A 17,570-nucleotide genomic window follows, 5' to 3' on the forward strand; every position below is an offset into this window, starting at 1 on the left:
CGGGACCGCTTGGAAAGGATTGGCGGGCGGTTCGGAGCCGCGCAGAGCGCGGCGTCTGCGGCGTCAGGCTCATCTGTTGGTAAAGAGCGGGGAAGCTCAAAAGGTCATGTCGGTCAGATATCCGATCATTTCGGTTACCGGTTCGTCGGGCGCGGGCACCACCTCGGTCAAGCGCACCTTCGAGCAGATTTTCCGGCGCGAGGGAATCAACGCCTGCTATATCGAGGGCGACGCCTTTCACCGCTACGATCGCATTGAAATGCGCAATGTGATGGAGGAGGAGGCGACCAGGGGCAACAATCATTTCAGCCATTTCGGCCCGGCCGCCAATCTGCTCGAGGAGCTTGAAGAGGTCTTCCGCACCTATAGCGCGCGCGGCGTCGCCAAGACCCGCCATTATGTGCATGACGAGGCCGAGGCGGCGCTGTTCGGCCAGGAGCCCGGCACTTTTACGGAATGGAAATCGCTTCAGGCGCACAGCGACCTCCTGTTCTATGAAGGCCTGCATGGCGCGTCGGTGACCGAAAAGGTCAATATCGCCCGCCACGCCGACCTTAAGATCGGCGTCGTTCCCGTGATCAATCTCGAATGGATTCAGAAGATCCATCGTGACCGCGCCGACCGCGGCTATACGACCGAAGCGGTGATGGACACGATCTTGCGCCGGATGCCAGACTACACGCGCTACATCTGCCCTCAGTTCACGGAGACGGATATCAACTTCCAGCGCGTGCCGACGGTCGACACCTCCAATCCATTCACGGCGCGCTGGATTCCGACGGCGGACGAATCCATGGTTATCATCCGTTTCGCCAAGCCGAGCGGCATCGACTTTCCCTATCTCCTGTCGATGATCCACGACAGCTTCATGTCGCGGGCGAACTCCATCGTCATCCCCGGCGCTAAGCTCGACATCGCCATGCAGCTCATTTTGACGCCTTTCATTCTGCAGCTGGTCGAACGCAGAAGGCGCCTGACCCAAGGACGGAAATTCGATGAACGCGCTCACGAAAACTTCTAAGGGAGCGTCGGACGCCGAGATGGCGAACGCCATCCGCATCCTGTCGATCGACGCCGTGGAGAAGGCGAACTCCGGCCATCCCGGCATGCCGATGGGAATGGCCGACGTCGCGACCGTGCTGTTTACGCGTTTCATGAAATTCGATCCCGCCGATCCCGCCTGGCCGGACCGCGACCGCTTCGTCCTGTCCGCCGGCCATGGCTCGATGCTGCTCTATTCCCTGCTTTATCTGCTCGGCTATCCGGGCGTGACACGGGCCGAGATCGAGCGCTTCCGCCAGCTTGATTCGAAGACGCCGGGACATCCTGAATATGGCCACACCGCGGGGGTCGAGACGACCACCGGCCCTCTCGGCCAGGGCCTCGCCGCGGCAGTCGGCATGGCGATCGCCGAAAAACTGCTCGCCGCGCGCTTTGGCTCGGGCGTCGTCGATCACCGCACCTATGTCATCGCCGGCGACGGCTGCCTGATGGAAGGGATCAGCCAGGAGGCGATCACGCTCGCCGGCCACTTGAAGCTGTCGAAGCTGATCGTTCTTTGGGACGACAATGGCATCACCATCGACGGCAAGGTCTCGCTGGCCGATTCGACCGACCAACTCGCCCGCTTCGCGGCGGCCGGATGGGCGGCCGCGCGCGTCGACGGACATGATCCCGAGGCGGTGGCGAAGGCGCTTGAGGCGGCGCAATCGGCCGAACGGCCGACCCTCATCGCCTGCCGCACCACCATCGGCTTTGGCGCTCCGACCAAGGCCGGCACCCATGCGGTTCATGGCGCGGCGCTCGGCAAGGATGAGGTCGCGGGAACGCGCGCCGTCTATGGCTGGCCGCATGCGCCCTTCGAGATCCCCGATCCGATCGCCAGCGCCTGGCGCGCGACAGCGGCGAAGGCTCAAGCCCCCCGCGCTGCCTGGGAGGCGCGGCTCAAAGCGCTGGAGCCCGCGGCGCTGGCAAGGTTCAAGGCTGACCTCAGCGGCGACATCGAGCCCGCCGTCGAAGACGCGGTCGAAGCTTTCAAGAAGGCCGCGAGCGAGGCCAATGCGCCGCAGGCGACGCGCATCTCGTCGCAAAAGCTGCTCGACAGGCTCGCCCCGGCGCAGCCCAATCTGATCGGCGGTTCGGCCGACCTCACAGGCTCCAACAACACCAAGGCCGGCGACATGAAGCCGGTCTCGCCAGTCGATTTTTCCGGGCGCTACCTGCATTACGGCATCCGCGAATTCGGCATGGCCGCGGCGATGAACGGCATCGCCCTGCATGGCGGCTTTATTCCCTATGGCGGCACTTTCCTCGTCTTTGCCGATTATAGCCGTCCGGCGATACGCCTTGCGGCGCTGATGGGCATCCGCGTCATTCATGTGCTGACCCATGATTCGATCGGGCTTGGCGAGGACGGGCCGACGCATCAGCCGGTTGAGCATCTGGCCTCGCTGCGCGCCATTCCCAATCTGCTCGTGTTCCGCCCGGCGGACGCCGTCGAGACCGCCGAGGCCTGGCAGCTCGCGCTGGAGCGCCGGACCTCGCCCTCGGTCATCGCGTTGACGCGGCAGAACCTGCCGATCGTGCGGCGCGCCCATACGAGCGAGAATCTCAGCGCCGCCGGCGCCTATGTGCTGCGCGCGCCCGAGGGCGAGCGCGACGTGACGCTGTTTGCGACGGGCTCCGAGGTCTCGCTGGCGGTCGAAGCGGCCGACCGGCTCGGCGCGGAAGGCGTCAGAGCCGCGGTGGTGTCGATCCCCTGCTTTGAACTGTTCGCCGAGGCGCCCGCCGCCTATCGCGCCAGCGTCATCGGAACGGCGCCGCGGGTCGGCGTCGAGGCGGCGGTGCGGCAGGGCTGGGACCTGGTGCTTGACCGAACTGACGGCTTCGTCGGCATGTCGTCATTTGGCGCTAGCGCTCCAGCCGGCGAACTCTACAAGAAATTCGGCATTACCGTCGATGCGATCATCGCTGAAGCCCGCGCGCTTCTCGCGCGCTGAACGAAGTTTGCGCGGCTTTGGCGCTAAAGACAGCCTGTGCGCCTTGCGCGGCGATAAAGACGCCGGGGCGAGGAAACGGTGCGCGAGTTGCTTGACCGCGGCGGCGGAAGGGTCTCGCCTTCGATGCTTCAAGCGCCGGCCTCAAAGCCGGCTGGCCCATGATTTTCACTGTGGACGGAGACTGGACATGGCTCGAATTACCCTTCGTCAGCTGCTCGATCATGCCGCCGAGCATGATTATGGCGTTCCCGCCTTCAACATCAACAATATGGAGCAGGGCCTCGCGATCGTCGAAGCGGCCGCCGCCGTCGATGCGCCAGTCATCATCCAGGCGAGCCGGGGCGCGCGCGGCTACGCCAACGACATCATGCTCGCCAAGATGATCGAGGCGCTGATCGAAATGTATCCGGATATCCCGATCTGCATGCATCAGGACCACGGCAATGGCGAGGCGACCTGCTTCAGCGCCATCCAATATGGCTTCTCGTCGGTGATGATGGATGGCTCGCTCGAAGCCGACGCCAAGACCCCCGCCTCTTACGATTACAATGTGGCGATCACGGCCCGCGTCGCCGAAGTCGCCCATCTCGTCGGCGCTTCGGTCGAAGGCGAACTCGGCGTGCTCGGCTCGCTCGAACATGGGACCGGCGAACAGGAAGACGGCCACGGCGCCGAGGGCGTGCTGAGCCGCGAACAGCTTCTGACCGATCCCGACCAGGCCGTCGATTTCGTAATGCGCACAAAAGTCGACGCGCTCGCCATCGCAATGGGAACCTCGCATGGGGCCTACAAGTTTTCGCGCAAGCCCGACGGCGAGATTCTCTCGATGAAAGTGATCGAGGAGATACACGCCAAGCTGCCGAACACCCATCTCGTGATGCACGGCTCGTCGTCGGTGCCGCAGGATCTGCAGGATATTTTCAACGCCAATGGCGGCGGCATGCGTCAGACGTTCGGCGTGCCGGTTGAGGAGATCGTTCGTGGCATCAAGCATGGCGTGCGCAAGGTCAATATCGACACCGATTGCCGGCTCGCCATGACGGGCCAGTTCCGCCGCATCGCCACCGAGTTCAAGGATGAATTCGATCCGCGCAAATTTTTGAAGCCGGCGATGGACGCCATGCGCGCGGTCTGCAAGCTGCGGCTCGAACAATTCGGCACGGCCGGCAACGCCTCCAAGATCAAGGTCCTGCCGATGTCGGCAATGGCCAAGCGCTACGCCTCGGGTAGCCTCGAGCCGCGCGCCCACCTGCAGCGTTCGGCCGCAGAATAGAGGCCGGGAGCCGCACCGTCACGCGAAGGAGAGTCCGATGACCGCCTCGCCGCCTGCTAAAGCCCGCTCCCGCTTCTCGGCGGGCGTCATGGAATATCGGCAGATGGGCTATTGGCAGCCGGACTATGTTCCGGGCGATACCGACATCATCGCCTGTTTCCGCGTGACGCCGCAGGACGGCGTCGATCCGATCGAGGCGTCGGCGGCGGTCGCCGGCGAATCCTCGACCGCGACCTGGACGGTGGTCTGGACCGACAGGCTGACGGCTTGCGACAAATACCGCGCGAAATGCTACCGTGTCGATCCGGTCCCGAACGCGCCCGGCTCCTATTTCGCCTTCATCGCCTATGAGCTCGATCTCTTCGAGCCGGGTTCGATCGCCAATCTCTCCGCGTCGATCATCGGCAATGTGTTCGGCTTCAAGCCGCTGAAGGCGCTGCGGCTCGAGGACATGCGCTTTCCGGTCGCCTATGTGAAAACCTTTCAGGGGCCGGCGACCGGCATCGTCGTCGAGCGCGAACGGCTCGACAAATTCGGCCGCCCGCTGCTTGGGGCGACCGTCAAGCCAAAGCTTGGCCTCTCGGGACGTAATTACGGTCGCGTCGTCTATGAGGCGCTAAAGGGCGGGCTCGACTTCACGAAGGACGATGAGAACATCAATTCACAGCCCTTCATGCATTGGCGCGAGCGCTTCCTCTATTGCATGGAGGCGGTCAATCGCGCGGAAGCCGCGACGGGCGAGATCAAGGGCACCTATCTCAACGTCACGGCCGCCACCATGGAAGACATGTATGAGCGGGCGGAATTCGCCAAGGAGCTCGGCTCGGTCATCATCATGATCGATCTCGTGATCGGCTATACGGCGATCCAGTCCATGGCCAAATGGGCGCGGCGCAACGACATGATCCTGCATCTGCATCGCGCCGGCCATTCGACCTATACGCGGCAGAAGATCCATGGCGTCTCGTTCCGCGTCATCGCCAAATGGATGCGGCTGGCCGGCGTCGACCATATCCACGCCGGCACCGTCGTCGGCAAGCTCGAAGGCGATCCGAATACGACGCGCGGCTATTACGACATCTGCCGCGAGGATTATAATCCGCAGCAGCTCGAACATGGCGTCTTCTTCGACCAGCATTGGGCCTCGCTGAACAAGCTGATGCCGGTCGCCTCGGGCGGCATCCATGCCGGCCAGATGCACCAGCTGCTCGATCTTCTCGGCGAGGACGTCGTGCTGCAGTTCGGCGGCGGCACCATCGGTCATCCGATGGGAATCGCCGCGGGCGCGACCGCCAATCGCGTCGCGCTGGAGGCAATGATCTTCGCCCGCAATTGCGGACGCGACACGCTCGCAGAAGGCCCGGCGATCCTCGAGGACGCGGCTCGCGGCTGTACGCCGCTGCGCCAGGCGCTCGACGTCTGGAAGGACGTCAGTTTTGATTACACCTCGACGGACTCGCCTGATTTCGTCCCGACCGCGACGCCGGCTTGAGGGAGCGATCCAATGCGCGTCACGCAGGGGTGCTTTTCGTTTCTGCCGGATTTGACCGACGACCAGATTCGTTCGCAGGTGCAATATTGCATCGACAAGGGATGGGCGATCAATCTTGAGTACACCGACGATCCGCACCCGAGGAACACCTATTGGGAGATGTGGGATCTGCCGATGTTCGACATCAAGGACCCCGCCGGCGTGATGCTTGAACTCGCAGCGTGCCGCAAGGCTCACGCCGGCCGCTATTATGTGCGCCTCTCGGCGTTCGACGCCTCGCCGGGATGGGAGAGCGTGCGCATCTCCTTCATCGTCAATCGTCCTGCGAAGGAGCCGGGCTTCCGCCTGGTGCGCTCTGAGGGGCCGGGCCGCCGGCAGATCTATTCTCTGCAATCCTATGCGGTCGACCGGCCGGAATCGGAGCGCTATTGAAGCGCGGCCGACGAAATAGAGACGCGAAGAATGGGTGAGGAGCAGCAAAAGCCGGCCGGCGACGACGGCGTCCCACAGGCCATGATCGACCTGCGCGCCGAATTGCGCGAAACCCATGTCGCGGAAGTTCTCGACACGCTCGACCGCGAGCTGGTGGGGCTCGCCCCCGTCAAGCAGCGTATCCGCCAGATATGCGCGCTTCTCATCGTTGATCGCGTGCGCCGCCGCCTCGGCCTCATCTCCGAGCCGCCGACCCTGCATATGTCCTTTACCGGAAACGCCGGCACCGGCAAGACCACCGTCGCCCTGCGCATGGCGGAGATTTTGCACAAGCTCGGCTATATCCGCAAAGGACATCTCGTCTCGGTGACGCGCGACGACCTCGTCGGCCAATATATCGGTCATACCGCGCCGAAGACGAAAGAAATCCTGAAGAAAGCGATGGGCGGCGTCTTGTTCATCGACGAGGCCTATTACCTCTATCGCCAGGAGAATGAGCGCGATTACGGACAGGAGGCGATCGAAATTCTTTTGCAGGTGATGGAGAATCAGCGCGAGGACCTTGTCGTGATTCTCGCCGGCTACGCTTCCCGCATGGACCAGTTCTTCCGCTCCAATCCGGGCTTTCGCTCGCGCATCGCGCATCACATCGATTTTCCCGATTATTCCGACGGCGAATTGATGGCGATCGCAGAATCGATGCTCGCCGCCCAGCATTATAAATTCAGCTTGGACGGCGCAGAGGCGTTTGCCGCCTATATCGCTGAGCGCCGCCTTCAGCCGCTGTTTTCCAACGCGCGTTCGATCCGCAATGCGCTTGACCGCGCGCGGCTGCGGCACGCCAGCCGCTATTTCGAGCAGGACGGCCCCGTCCGCCTCGAAGATCTGATGACGATCGACGCGGCCGACATATTGACGAGCCGGGTGTTCAACGCGGAAAATTCAAATTGAGAAGGTCAGCCCCATGAATCCCCTCGTCATCGCGCCGTCCATCCTGTCCGCTGATTTCGCAAAGCTCGGCGAGGAAGTCCGCGCTATCACGGAGGCCGGCGCCGACTGGATTCACGTCGACGTCATGGACGGCCATTTCGTGCCGAACATCACGATCGGGCCGGCGATCGTCGCCGCGCTGCGGCCGCATACGCATTTGCCCTTCGACGTGCATCTGATGATCGCGCCCTGCGATCCCTATCTCGAAGCCTTCGCCGAGGCCGGCGCCGATCTCATCGCCGTCCATGTCGAGGCAGGCCCGCATCTGCACCGCTCGCTGCAGGCGATCCGCGCCCTCGGCAAAAAGGCCGGCGTCGTGCTCAATCCGGCGAGCCCGGCCTCCAGCGTCAAGCATGTGCTGGACCTTCTCGATCTCGTGCTGGTGATGTCGGTCAATCCCGGCTTCGGCGGCCAGGCCTTCATCCCGTCGGCAGTCGAAAAAATCGCCGAACTCAGGGCGATGAGCGGCGATCGCCCAATCCGGATCGAGGTTGACGGCGGCGTCAATCCGCAGACGGCGGCCCTTGTCGCGGCGGTAGGAGCCGACACCCTCGTCGCGGGTTCCGCGGTGTTCAAGGGGGGGCCGGCCCAATATGCCGCCAATATCGCCGCCATTCGCGCCAGCGCCGAGGCGACGGCGCGACGGGATGCGGCCTGAATCCGGCTCGCCGCCTTCGGCAAAATGGCTTCGCCAAATTGACTTCATAACGACGACGCCCTTATAAGACGCGTTCTGCGCCGGGCGCGAATGTCGCGCCCGCGTTCTCGACGCGTGGGCTGCTAACCAGCAGCCGGCGATACGCAAAATAATTGAAGGAAGTTGACGGTGAAGCGGACTTATCAACCGAGCAAGCTCGTGCGCAAGCGCCGGCACGGGTTCCGGGCCCGGATGGCGACTGTCGGCGGGCGCCGGATCATTGCAGCGCGCCGCGCGCGAGGCCGCAAGAAACTTTCCGCTTGAGCCTGGGCCTGCGGCGCTGACGGCCGGGGCGATGTTCGCCGCAAGCTCTGGCGCGCCGCAGCAGCAAGGCAGGCGCATCGTGCAGGACGACCCTTCTTCGACGGCGCCTCTGCGGCTGAAGCGCCGCGCGGATTTCGTCCGCGCGGCAAAGGGCAAACGCTTCCACGCCAAGGGTTTTACGCTTCAGGCTGTGGAGCGGTCGGAAAGTGAACGCGCCCCTGCCCCGCCGCGATTCGGCTTCACCGTCACCAAAAAGGTCGGCGGCGCCGTCGTGCGCAACCGCATCCGGCGGCGGTTCAAGGAAGCGCTGCGCACCGCAGAGGCCCTTCCCGCGCGGCCTTGCCGGGACTATGTAATAGTCGCCCGCATCGAGGCTCTGCGCCTCGCCTTCGCGACGATGCAGGTCGAACTGAGCCGGGCGATCGACAAAATCGAATCAAGCCAATCGAAGCCCGACGGACGCTCGCGCAAACGCGGACCAAACCGCGAGGCGCTGCAAAAAAGCCGCCCGCAAGGTGGCGGCGGCCCCTGACTCCGCGACGGCGGACAGCCGCTGGCGGTCTTCATTCTGTATATGGTCACATCGATCCGGTACCGAGGCCGGACCCCTGGCGCAAAGGCGGCTAGAGCAACATGAATAAGGATTCGAGGAATCTCTATCTTGCGATCGGCCTCTCGTGCCTCGTGATCGTTGGCTGGAGCTATATCTTCGCGCCGAAACAGGCCGACCGGGCGCGCCTTGCCCAGACGCAGACGCAAAATGCGCCGGCCGGAGCGCAGCCGCAGTCCGCCGCAACGCCGCAGGACGCCCTATCCGGCAATTTGGCGCCGCCCGAGGCCCTGCCCAAAACCCGGGCCGAGGCGCTCGCCGCCTCCCCCCGGGTAAAAATCGACACGCCGGCGATTTTCGGCTCGCTGTCCTTGAAGGGCGCGCGGCTCGACGATGTTTCGCTCAAGGGCTATCGCGAGACGGTCGACCCGAACAGCCCCAACATCGTACTGCTCTCGCCGCAGGGGGCGCCGGACGCCTATTACGCCGAGGCCGGCTTCGTCCCGGCGCCCGGCGAGGTGGTCGCCGTCCCGCGCTCCGATACGGTCTGGACCGCCGATCGCGACGCGCTGACTCCTGAGGCCCCTGTCACCCTGACCTACGACAATGGTCAAGGCCTTGTCTTCCATCGCCAGATCGCGGTCGACGCCCGCTTCATGTTTACGATCAAGGACAGCGTCGAGAACAAGTCCGCCAAGCCGGTGACGCTCGCCTCCTATGCGCTGGTTGCGCGCCACGGCCTCCCGAAAACCGTGAACTACGCCGTACTGCATGAAGGATTCGTCGGCGTCATCGGCGATGCGGGCGTGCAGGAATACCACTACGACAAGATCGAAAAAGAAGATCGCGGTTACAAGACGTTCTCCGGCGCTGGCGGCTGGCTCGGCTTCACCGACAAATATTGGGCGGCGACGGTCATTCCCGACCAGGCGACGCCGATCGAAGCCCGCTTTTCGGCCAATCCGACGCCAAGCGGCATCAAGACCTATCGCGCTGATTTCGTCGGCCCGGCGCAGACCATCGCCCCCGGCGCCTCGACCGAGGCCATGAGCCGCCTTTTCGCCGGCGCCAAGGAAGTCCATACGCTCGACGCCTATCAGGCCGATCTCGGCATCAAGAAATTCGAGCTTCTGATCGACTGGGGCTGGTTCTATTTCATCACCCGGCCGATGTTCCGGCTGCTGCATTTCCTTTATTCGCTGACGGGCAATTTCGGCGTCGCCATCCTGCTCGCCACCGTGATCGTCAAGGGGATTTTCTTCCCGCTCGCCAACAAGAGCTATCTGTCGATGGCCAAGATGAAGGCGGTCGCGCCGGAAATCGCGGCGCTGCGGGAAAAATATCCCGACGACAAGATGAAGCAGCAACAGGAGACGATGGCGCTCTACAAGCGCGAGAAGATCAATCCCGTCTCCGGCTGCCTGCCGATGCTGATTCAGATCCCGGTGTTCTTCGCGCTGTATAAGGTGCTGTTCGTCACCATCGAGATGCGGCATGCGCCCTTCTTCGGCTGGATCCATGACCTCTCGGCGCCCGATCCCACCAATCTTTTCAATCTGTTCGGACTGCTGCCGTTCGATCCGACGCAACTGCCGCTGATCGGCCATTTCCTCGCCATTGGCGTATGGCCGCTTCTGATGGGCGTCTCGATGTTCGTCCAGATGAAGGCCAATCCCGAGCCCGCCGACCCGATGCAGAAGCAGATCTTCACCTGGATGCCGGTGATCTTCACCTTCACCCTCGGCGGCTTCCCGGTCGGCCTCGTCATCTACTGGACCTGGAACAATATCCTGTCCGTCTCGCAGCAAACACTCATCATGAAGCGGGCGGGGGTGAAGGTTGAATTGTTCGACAATCTGGCCTCGCTGTTTCGCAAGAAGGTCACGAGTTGAGCGACCTTGACCCGGCTCCCGTTGCGGCGCTCGCCGACTTCAACGAGGTCGGGCGCAAATTATTCGCCGCCGAATGCGATTTCCTCTGGGCGGCGAGCTCGGTCGCCAGCCTGCCGCCGCCGGGCGCGCCGGAAATCGCCTTCGCCGGCCGCTCCAACGTCGGCAAATCCTCGCTGCTCAACGCGCTGACCAACCGCAAGAGCCTGGCGCGCACCTCGCATACGCCAGGCCGGACGCGCGAACTCAATTTCTTCGGCCTCGGCGGCGGCATCGACGACGCAAGGCTGCGGCTCGTCGACATGCCGGGCTATGGCTATGCCGCCGCCTCCAAGGAGCAGATCGCCTCCTGGACGCAGCTGATGCAGGATTATCTGCGCGGCCGCGCGCCGCTTCTGCGCGCCTTCGTGCTGATCGACGGGCGCCACGGCCTGAAGCCGCCCGATTATGAGATGATGGATCTGCTCGACCGCTGCGCCCTCTCCTACCAGATCGTGCTGACCAAGCAGGACGAGGTGAAGGAAGCCGAGGCCGCCCGGCGCATCGAGGAGACGCTGAAGGCGATCGAGAAGCGTCCGGCCGCCTATCCGCAGGCGATCTTCACCTCGTCGCGGACCTCCGACGGCGTTTCTGAGCTTCGCGCCGCCATCGCCCGGCTCCTCGCCGAGCATGGCCATTGACGAGCCGGCAAGGCTCCGTCCGCGTTGAGCTTGTCATCATTGACGGATAGATAGGCTTCGATCTCAAAGCTGGGCGAACACGCATGACCGACGCAGACGCACCCACAGAGCAGCAGAAGGCGCAGGAGCAGGCCGCCATCCTGATGCAGGCTCTGCCGCATATGCTGCATTACGACGACGCAACCGTCGTCGTGAAATATGGCGGCCATGCTATGGGCGACGAGACGGTCGCGCGGGATTTCGCAAGAGACATGGTGCTGCTTGAGCAGTCGGGCCTCAATCCCGTCGTCGTGCATGGCGGCGGCCCGCAGATCGGCGCCATGCTGAAGAAGCTCGGCATCAAATCCGAATTTTCCGACGGGCTGCGCATCACCGACAAGGAGACCGTCGAAATCGTAGAAATGGTGCTCGCCGGCTCGATCAACAAGCAGATCGTCGGCTCCATCAACGCCGAGGGCGGCCGCGCGATCGGGCTCTGCGGCAAGGACGGCAATATGGTGATCGCCCACAAGGTGGCGCGCACCAGCGACGGCGTCGATCTCGGCTTCGTCGGCGAGCCGGCCAAGGTCGACGCCACGGTGCTCGAACAGGTGCTCGGCCGGGAGCTGATTCCGGTGCTGGCGCCGATCGCGCAGGGGGTCGACGGCGAGACCTATAACGTCAACGCCGACACTTTCGCCGGCGCGATCGCCGGCGCGCTCAAGGCGAAGCGGCTTTTGTTCCTGACGGACGTGCCGGGCGTGCTCGACCGCGACAAGAAACTCATCAAGGAGCTGCGGGTCGATCAGATCCATGCGCTCATCGCGGAGGGCGTCATCACGGGCGGCATGATCCCCAAGGTGGAGACCTGCATTTATGCGCTCGAACAGGGCGTCGAGGGGGTCGTCATCCTCGATGGAAAATCGCCGCATGCGGTGCTTGTCGAGCTTCTGACGGACCATGGCGCGGGAACGCTGATCACGCGGTGAAGCACGAAGACCATCCTCTTACGCCAGACGAAACGGCCGCGGCCCTCGACCCGCTCGGTCCCTCTTTGCGGCGGCGCGCGCGCGTCGCCGATCTATTCGCGCAAAAAGACATCTGGGTCTTCGATCTCGACAACACGCTTTATCCGGCTGACAGCGACCTCTGGCCGAAGATTGACGCGCGCATTACGCTCTTCATGGCGCATCTGTTCGGCCTTGACGGCATGTCCTCGCGCGCATTGCAAAAATATTACTATGAGCGCTATGGCACCACCCTTCGCGGGCTGATGGAGGAGCACAAGATCAGCGCCGAGGAGTTTCTCGATTTCGCGCATGATATCGACCGCTCCGGCCTGAAGCCCAATCATTCGCTGGCGAGCGCCATTCTCGCTTTGCCCGGCCGCAAGCTGATCCTGACCAATGGCTCGCGCGACCATGCGCTGCGCACGGCGCAGGCGCTCGGCATCGACGAAATGTTCGAGGATATTTTCGACATCGTCGCGGCCGATTTCATGCCGAAGCCCGCCGCCGAAACCTATCAGCGATTCTTCGACAAGCATGGCGTCGACCCCGCCCGTTCGGTCATGTTCGAGGATCTCGCCCGCAATCTGATCGTGCCGCATGCGCGGGGGATGACGACCGCTTTGGTGGTTCCGAAGCCCGGCCAGATCGACCATCGCGAGGCCTTTGAGATGGTCACCGAAGCGGCGCCGCCGCATATCGACTTCATCACCACCGACCTCGAGGGATTCCTCGTCGACATCGTCACGGCCGCGAAGCCCGCCGACTGAATCCGTTGCCTCCACTGCGCGAAAGCTGTAACGGCTCTTGCTGACGCAAGCAGCAAACCGAAAGCGCCAGAAATGACCCATACCGCCCTCGAAACGATCATCGAGGCTGCCTTTGAAGATCGCGCCAGCATCAACGCCCAGACCCAGGGCGATGTCCGCAAGGCGGTAGACGCCGCGATGCATCTGCTCGACGCCGGCAAGCTGCGCGTCGCCGAGAAAATCGAGGGCGAGAGCGGCCCGAATTCGTGGCGCGTCCATCAATGGCTGAAGAAGGCGGTGCTTTTATCCTTCCGCCTCAACGACATGGGCGAGATCCCGGGCGGGCCGGGCGGCGCGACCTGGTGGGACAAGGTGCCTTCCAAATTCGCCGGCTGGGGCGCGAAGGAGCATACGGCGGCGGGCTTTCGCTCCGTGCCGGGCTGCGTCGTGCGCCGCTCCGCCTATATTGCGCCCGGCGTCGTGCTGATGCCCTCCTTCGTCAATCTCGGCGCCTATGTCGATACGAACAGCATGGTCGACACCTGGGTGACGGTCGGCTCCTGCGCCCAGATCGGCAAGAATGTGCATCTGTCCGGCGGCGTCGGCATCGGCGGCGTGCTGGAGCCGTTGCAGGCCAATCCGACCATCATCGAGGATGACTGCTTCATCGGCGCGCGCTCGGAGATCGTCGAGGGCGTCATCGTCGGGCAGGGCGCGGTGGTCTCGATGGGAACCTTCATTTCCGCCTCGACCAAGATCATCGACCGCGCCAGCGGCAAAATCCACATCGGCTATGTGCCGCCGTTTTCGGTCGTGGTTTCGGGCAATCTGCCCGGCAAGCCGCTGCCCGACGGCTCGCCGGGGCCTTCGCTCTATTGCGCCGTGATCGTCAAGACCGTCGACGCGCAAACCCGCGCCAAGACAGCGATCAACGATCTGTTGAGAGACTGATGCAAAAGAGGCTCGCGGAATTTCTGGCGCAGTTCGGCTTCCGCACCGACGCGGGGCTGATCGACGCCTGGACCTGGCGCGCCGGCTTTGGCTTCTTGACCGTGATCCTCATCGTGCTGACGACGATCTGGCGGCTGGTCGAGCCCTACGCCTATCGCGAGCTGACGCCGCAATCGAGCTTGATCGACTGGCGAACGCTCGCGACCTTCATCTATCTGCTTTTCTATTCGCTCGGCGTGATCTTCATCGGCATCAGCCTTTACAATCTCTCCGCCAAACGGCTGCGCACGAGAGGTTTGCCGACGGGGCTCGCCGGCCTCGTTCCGCTTGGCGCGCTGTTTTCCGGCGCGGCGCATTGGCTGCAGCCGCGCGTCAGCGAGGATCTCTCGCACTGGTATGTGGTCGGCGTCGACGCCCTGCTCGTCGGGGCGGTGGTCTGGACCGTGCTTGAGCTGGGCTTCCGGGAGCCGCGCGCGCTGACGCCCGCCGAGCCCGGCGTTTGAACATCCCGCGCCAAATGCGCTAAGACACGCTTATCGCCCCCCGAACAAGCCGCGCCATTGAGCCCAAGATGACCCACCCCGCCCGTCTTGAAACGCTCGCTGATTTGAGGGTCGAGATCGACTGCATCGATTCGGAGCTGCATCAGCTCCTGATCAAGCGCGGCGAGATCATCCATCGGCTGATCGAGGCCAAGGCGCGCCAGGGCGGCGGCTCCGCCTTCCGGCCCGGCCGCGAAGCCGACATGATGCGCTCGCTGGTGTCGCGCCACAGTGGTCTTTTGCCGCTCGATACGGTCGAGAGCATCTGGCGCATCATCATCTCGACTTTCACTTTTGTGCAGTCGCCCTATGCGGTCCACGCCGACGTGTCGGGCGGCGATGCGCGGATGCGCGACTGCTGCCGCTTCCACTTTGGTTTTACCGTGCCCTATCAGCCCCACGTCGACGCAAATGCCGTGACCGAGGCGGTGTCCCGCTCGACGGGCGATCTTGGGCTCGTGCCAGTCGCGCCCGGCCCCGCCTCCTCCGGCTGGTGGACGCGCCTCAAGGCGCCGCAGGCGCCGAAAATCATCGCTCGCCTACCCTTCGTCGAGCGGCCCGATCATCCGGCCGGGACGCCGCTGTTCGTCGTCGCCCATCCGCTCGCCGAATCGGCCGTGCGCGACGTCATCGTCTATGATGTTTCGCTCGACGGCGCGGCGATGCCGCCACAGGGCCGGCTGGAGCAGCTTGAGGCCGATATCATCGCCGCTGCGGAAGGGCCGCAGGGTTCGCTTCTCGTCTCAGCGCCCGGCGCGGTGAGCCGCGCCGCCCTTGCCGACGCCTTCGCCGTGAACGAGGCCGCGATCGTCGAGATCGGCGGCCATGCCGCGCGCTGCGCGGCCGAAGAAGCCCGCCGCGACCCCGCCCCTTTCGCCGTCGCGCAATGAAATCACTTCGGAGTTTTGCGGTAAAATGACCAAGACCGAAGGCGCCGCGCGTCCCCTCCCCGTTCCCGCGGTGTTTCGCATCGACCCTTATGTGCCGGGCAAAAGCACGGCGCCGGGCGTCGGCAAGATCTATAAATTATCGTCCAATGAGACGCCGCTCGGCCCCTCCCCGCGCGCGAAAGAGGCCGTTCGCGCCGCCGCCGAAGGGTTAGAGGCCTATCCGGAAGGCACCGCCCGCGTGCTGCGCATGGCGATCGCTTCAAAATTCGGCCTCGAGCCGCAGCGGATCGTCTGCGGCGCGGGCTCCGACGAAATCCTTCACCTTCTGGCGACCGCTTATCTCGGGCCGGACGATGAAGGCGTGTTCACCGAACACGGCTTTCTCGTCTACAAGATCGCCATTCTTGCCGCAGGCGGAACGCCGGTCGTCGCCCCGGAAACGAATGTCACCGCTGACGTCGACCAGATTCTGGCCAAGGTCGGACCGCGGACGAAAATCGTTTTTCTGGCCAATCCGAACAATCCGACCGGGACCTATCTGCCAAACGCCGAGGTCGAGCGCCTCGCCGACGCCCTGCCGCCGCAGGTGCTGCTGGTGCTCGACGCGGCCTATGCCGAATATGCGTCGCAAGCCGATTACGCCGCCGGCGAGGCGCTGGTCCGCGGGCGCGAAAACGTCGTGATGACGCGCACCTTCTCGAAGATCCACGGCCTCGCCGCGATCCGGCTTGGCTGGTGCTACGCGCCAGAGCATGTCTGCGACGCCATCAACCGCATCCGCGCGCCCTTCAACACCAGCACGGCGGCGATGGCCGCCGGCCTCGCCTCAATCGCGGACGCGGCGCATATCGAAGCCTCCATCGCGCACAATGATCAATGGCGCGATTGGCTTTCGCAAGAGATCGCAGCGTTTGGCATAGAGGTGACGCCCAGCGCCGGCAATTTTCTCCTGCTGCGCTTTCGCGGAGCCGAAGAAGCCCGGCAGGCGGACGCTTTTCTCACCGCGCGCGGCTTGATCCTTCGCGCCGTCGCCGCCTATGGACTGCCCGACTGCCTGCGCCTCACCGTCGGGTCGGAAGAAGCGAACCGCCTCGTCGTCGCCGCACTGGCGGATTTCGTCGCGACGCGCGCAAAGGGCTGACGCATTTGCCCGACGGTCTTGGACCCGCGCTGGAGGCGCCTCTTTTTGAGCGAGCGGCGATCATCGGCGTCGGCCTGATCGGCTCGTCGCTCGCGCGGATCATCCGCCGAAAAGGGCTGGCGCGGCAGATCAGCGCCTTTGACGCCAACGCTGCGGTGCGCCGGCGCGCTGCGGAGATCGGCCTTGCCGATCATGTCCCGGCAACGCTTGGCGAGGCTGTCTCCGGCGCCGATCTCGTCGTGCTCTGCGCGCCAGTCGGAGCAATGGAGGACATTGCGCGCGATATGGCGCCGCATTTGGCCGATGGGGCGATCATTTCCGACGTCGGATCGGTCAAGGCCGCCGTCATCGCGGCGCTCGCCCCGCTCCTGCCGCCGCATGTTCATCTGATCCCGGCCCATCCCGTCGCAGGCACGGAGGAATCAGGTCCCGACGCGGGCTTCGCCAGCCTGTTTCACAATCGCTGGACGATCGTCACGCCGCCGGACGACGCCGATCCGGACGCGGTCGCAAAACTCATCGCCCTGTGGAAGCATGCGGGCGCCAATGTCGAAATCATGGGCGCGGCGCATCATGATCTGGTGCTGGCGATCACAAGCCATGTGCCGCATCTTATCGCCTATAATATTGTTGGCACCGCCGCCGACCTCGAGGAAGTGACGCAATCCGAGGTCATTAAATTTTCCGCCGGCGGATTTCGCGACTTCACCCGCATCGCGGCCTCCGATCCCGTCATGTGGCGCGACATCTTTCTGGCGAACAAAGACGCCGTGCTGGAAATGCTCGGCCGCTTCACCGAGGATCTAACCGCGTTGCAGCGCATGATCCGGCGCGGCGACGGCGAGGGGCTGCAGGATCTGTTCACCCGCACGCGCGCCATAAGGCGCAGCATCATCGACCTTGGCCAGGAAACCGCGGCGCCCGATTTCGGCCGCCGCGGCAAGGATGACGGGGAAGACTAGACGCCGAAAAATTGCAGTTTTTCCGGCTGGATCGGGACGATCCAAATCATCGGCATGCGCCGATTTGGAGGAAGCCGGCTGAT

18 protein-coding genes are annotated in these 17,570 nt (G+C 64.0%); all 18 read left to right on the top strand.

The window, feature by feature from the left end; translation table 11 throughout:
* Positions 1 to 106 precede the first annotated feature (106 nt).
* Complete coding sequence (locus CR492_RS11180) at positions 107 to 1,021, top strand: phosphoribulokinase (RefSeq protein ID WP_102843879.1); 915 nt, start codon at positions 107 to 109, stop codon at positions 1,019 to 1,021.
* On the top strand, positions 996 to 2,999 hold the full coding sequence (gene tkt / locus CR492_RS11185; protein WP_102843829.1) for a transketolase: 2,004 nt from the start codon (positions 996 to 998) through the stop codon (positions 2,997 to 2,999). The genes CR492_RS11180 and tkt overlap by 26 nt, the downstream gene beginning before the upstream one ends.
* A 187-nt stretch (positions 3,000 to 3,186) precedes the next feature.
* Entirely contained in the window at positions 3,187 to 4,272 is a 1,086-nt protein-coding gene (gene fba / locus CR492_RS11190) for a class II fructose-bisphosphate aldolase (RefSeq protein ID WP_102843830.1), read from the top strand.
* A 37-nt stretch (positions 4,273 to 4,309) separates the two neighbouring features.
* Positions 4,310 to 5,764, top strand: a complete 1,455-nt coding sequence (locus CR492_RS11195; protein WP_102843831.1) for a form I ribulose bisphosphate carboxylase large subunit — start codon at positions 4,310 to 4,312, stop codon at positions 5,762 to 5,764.
* Positions 5,765 to 5,776: 12 nt separating this feature from the next.
* Entirely contained in the window at positions 5,777 to 6,196 is a 420-nt protein-coding gene (locus CR492_RS11200; RefSeq protein ID WP_102843832.1) for a ribulose bisphosphate carboxylase small subunit, read from the top strand.
* A gap of 81 nt (positions 6,197 to 6,277) precedes the next feature.
* On the top strand, positions 6,278 to 7,147 hold the full coding sequence (cbbX, locus tag CR492_RS11205) for a CbbX protein (protein WP_432431207.1): 870 nt from the start codon (positions 6,278 to 6,280) through the stop codon (positions 7,145 to 7,147).
* A 13-nt stretch (positions 7,148 to 7,160) separates the two neighbouring features.
* Positions 7,161 to 7,844 carry a ribulose-phosphate 3-epimerase gene (gene rpe, locus CR492_RS11210; protein WP_102843834.1) on the top strand — a complete coding sequence of 228 codons (684 nt, stop codon included), beginning with the start codon at positions 7,161 to 7,163 and terminating at the stop codon, positions 7,842 to 7,844.
* A gap of 168 nt (positions 7,845 to 8,012) precedes the next feature.
* Complete coding sequence (gene rpmH / locus CR492_RS11215) at positions 8,013 to 8,147, top strand: 50S ribosomal protein L34 (protein ID WP_012590238.1); 135 nt, start codon at positions 8,013 to 8,015, stop codon at positions 8,145 to 8,147.
* The gene (rnpA, locus tag CR492_RS11220) at positions 8,104 to 8,679 is read left to right on the top strand and encodes a ribonuclease P protein component (protein ID WP_245412051.1); all 576 of its coding nucleotides are present in this window, start codon (positions 8,104 to 8,106) and stop codon (positions 8,677 to 8,679) included. Before rpmH ends, rnpA begins: the two co-directional genes overlap by 44 nt.
* Before the next feature lie 101 nt (positions 8,680 to 8,780).
* A complete protein-coding gene (gene yidC / locus CR492_RS11225) occupies positions 8,781 to 10,589 on the top strand; it encodes a membrane protein insertase YidC (protein WP_102843836.1) in 1,809 nt (602 codons plus the stop codon).
* Positions 10,586 to 11,266, top strand: coding sequence for a ribosome biogenesis GTP-binding protein YihA/YsxC (gene yihA, locus CR492_RS11230; RefSeq protein WP_102843837.1), 681 nt, complete (start codon positions 10,586 to 10,588; stop codon positions 11,264 to 11,266). Before yidC ends, yihA begins: the two co-directional genes overlap by 4 nt.
* An 83-nt stretch (positions 11,267 to 11,349) precedes the next feature.
* Complete coding sequence (argB, locus tag CR492_RS11235; protein ID WP_102843838.1) at positions 11,350 to 12,234, top strand: acetylglutamate kinase; 885 nt, start codon at positions 11,350 to 11,352, stop codon at positions 12,232 to 12,234.
* A gap of 65 nt (positions 12,235 to 12,299) precedes the next feature.
* The gene (locus tag CR492_RS11240; protein WP_102843880.1) at positions 12,300 to 13,022 is read left to right on the top strand and encodes a pyrimidine 5'-nucleotidase; all 723 of its coding nucleotides are present in this window, start codon (positions 12,300 to 12,302) and stop codon (positions 13,020 to 13,022) included.
* A gap of 72 nt (positions 13,023 to 13,094) precedes the next feature.
* Entirely contained in the window at positions 13,095 to 13,952 is an 858-nt protein-coding gene (gene dapD / locus CR492_RS11245; protein WP_102843839.1) for a 2,3,4,5-tetrahydropyridine-2,6-dicarboxylate N-succinyltransferase, read from the top strand.
* Positions 13,952 to 14,455 (top strand): hypothetical protein, encoded by a 504-nt coding sequence (locus CR492_RS11250; protein ID WP_102843840.1) that lies wholly within the window; start codon positions 13,952 to 13,954, stop codon positions 14,453 to 14,455. The genes dapD and CR492_RS11250 overlap by 1 nt, the downstream gene beginning before the upstream one ends.
* 68 nt (positions 14,456 to 14,523) lie before the next feature.
* The gene (locus CR492_RS11255; RefSeq protein ID WP_102843841.1) at positions 14,524 to 15,384 is read left to right on the top strand and encodes a chorismate mutase; all 861 of its coding nucleotides are present in this window, start codon (positions 14,524 to 14,526) and stop codon (positions 15,382 to 15,384) included.
* A gap of 25 nt (positions 15,385 to 15,409) precedes the next feature.
* On the top strand, positions 15,410 to 16,525 hold the full coding sequence (gene hisC / locus CR492_RS11260; RefSeq protein WP_102843881.1) for a histidinol-phosphate transaminase: 1,116 nt from the start codon (positions 15,410 to 15,412) through the stop codon (positions 16,523 to 16,525).
* Between the two features lie 5 nt (positions 16,526 to 16,530).
* Positions 16,531 to 17,487 (top strand): prephenate/arogenate dehydrogenase family protein, encoded by a 957-nt coding sequence (locus tag CR492_RS11265; RefSeq protein WP_102843842.1) that lies wholly within the window; start codon positions 16,531 to 16,533, stop codon positions 17,485 to 17,487.
* The last annotated feature ends 83 nt before the right edge of the window (positions 17,488 to 17,570 follow it).

The organism is Methylocella silvestris (genome assembly GCF_002891535.1).
Classification (GTDB): Bacteria; Pseudomonadota; Alphaproteobacteria; order Rhizobiales; family Beijerinckiaceae; genus Methylocapsa; species Methylocapsa silvestris_A.

Coding starts and splice junctions, on each gene's coding strand:
- CR492_RS11180 (WP_102843879.1), top strand. CDS start 107: ATGTCGGTCAGATATCCGATCATTTCGGTTACCGGTTCGTCGGGCGCG.
- tkt (WP_102843829.1), top strand. CDS start 996: ATGAACGCGCTCACGAAAACTTCTAAGGGAGCGTCGGACGCCGAGATG.
- fba (WP_102843830.1), top strand. CDS start 3,187: ATGGCTCGAATTACCCTTCGTCAGCTGCTCGATCATGCCGCCGAGCAT.
- CR492_RS11195 (WP_102843831.1), top strand. CDS start 4,310: ATGACCGCCTCGCCGCCTGCTAAAGCCCGCTCCCGCTTCTCGGCGGGC.
- CR492_RS11200 (WP_102843832.1), top strand. CDS start 5,777: ATGCGCGTCACGCAGGGGTGCTTTTCGTTTCTGCCGGATTTGACCGAC.
- cbbX (WP_432431207.1), top strand. CDS start 6,278: ATGATCGACCTGCGCGCCGAATTGCGCGAAACCCATGTCGCGGAAGTT.
- rpe (WP_102843834.1), top strand. CDS start 7,161: ATGAATCCCCTCGTCATCGCGCCGTCCATCCTGTCCGCTGATTTCGCA.
- yidC (WP_102843836.1), top strand. CDS start 8,781: ATGAATAAGGATTCGAGGAATCTCTATCTTGCGATCGGCCTCTCGTGC.
- argB (WP_102843838.1), top strand. CDS start 11,350: ATGACCGACGCAGACGCACCCACAGAGCAGCAGAAGGCGCAGGAGCAG.
- dapD (WP_102843839.1), top strand. CDS start 13,095: ATGACCCATACCGCCCTCGAAACGATCATCGAGGCTGCCTTTGAAGAT.
- CR492_RS11250 (WP_102843840.1), top strand. CDS start 13,952: ATGCAAAAGAGGCTCGCGGAATTTCTGGCGCAGTTCGGCTTCCGCACC.
- CR492_RS11255 (WP_102843841.1), top strand. CDS start 14,524: ATGACCCACCCCGCCCGTCTTGAAACGCTCGCTGATTTGAGGGTCGAG.
- hisC (WP_102843881.1), top strand. CDS start 15,410: ATGACCAAGACCGAAGGCGCCGCGCGTCCCCTCCCCGTTCCCGCGGTG.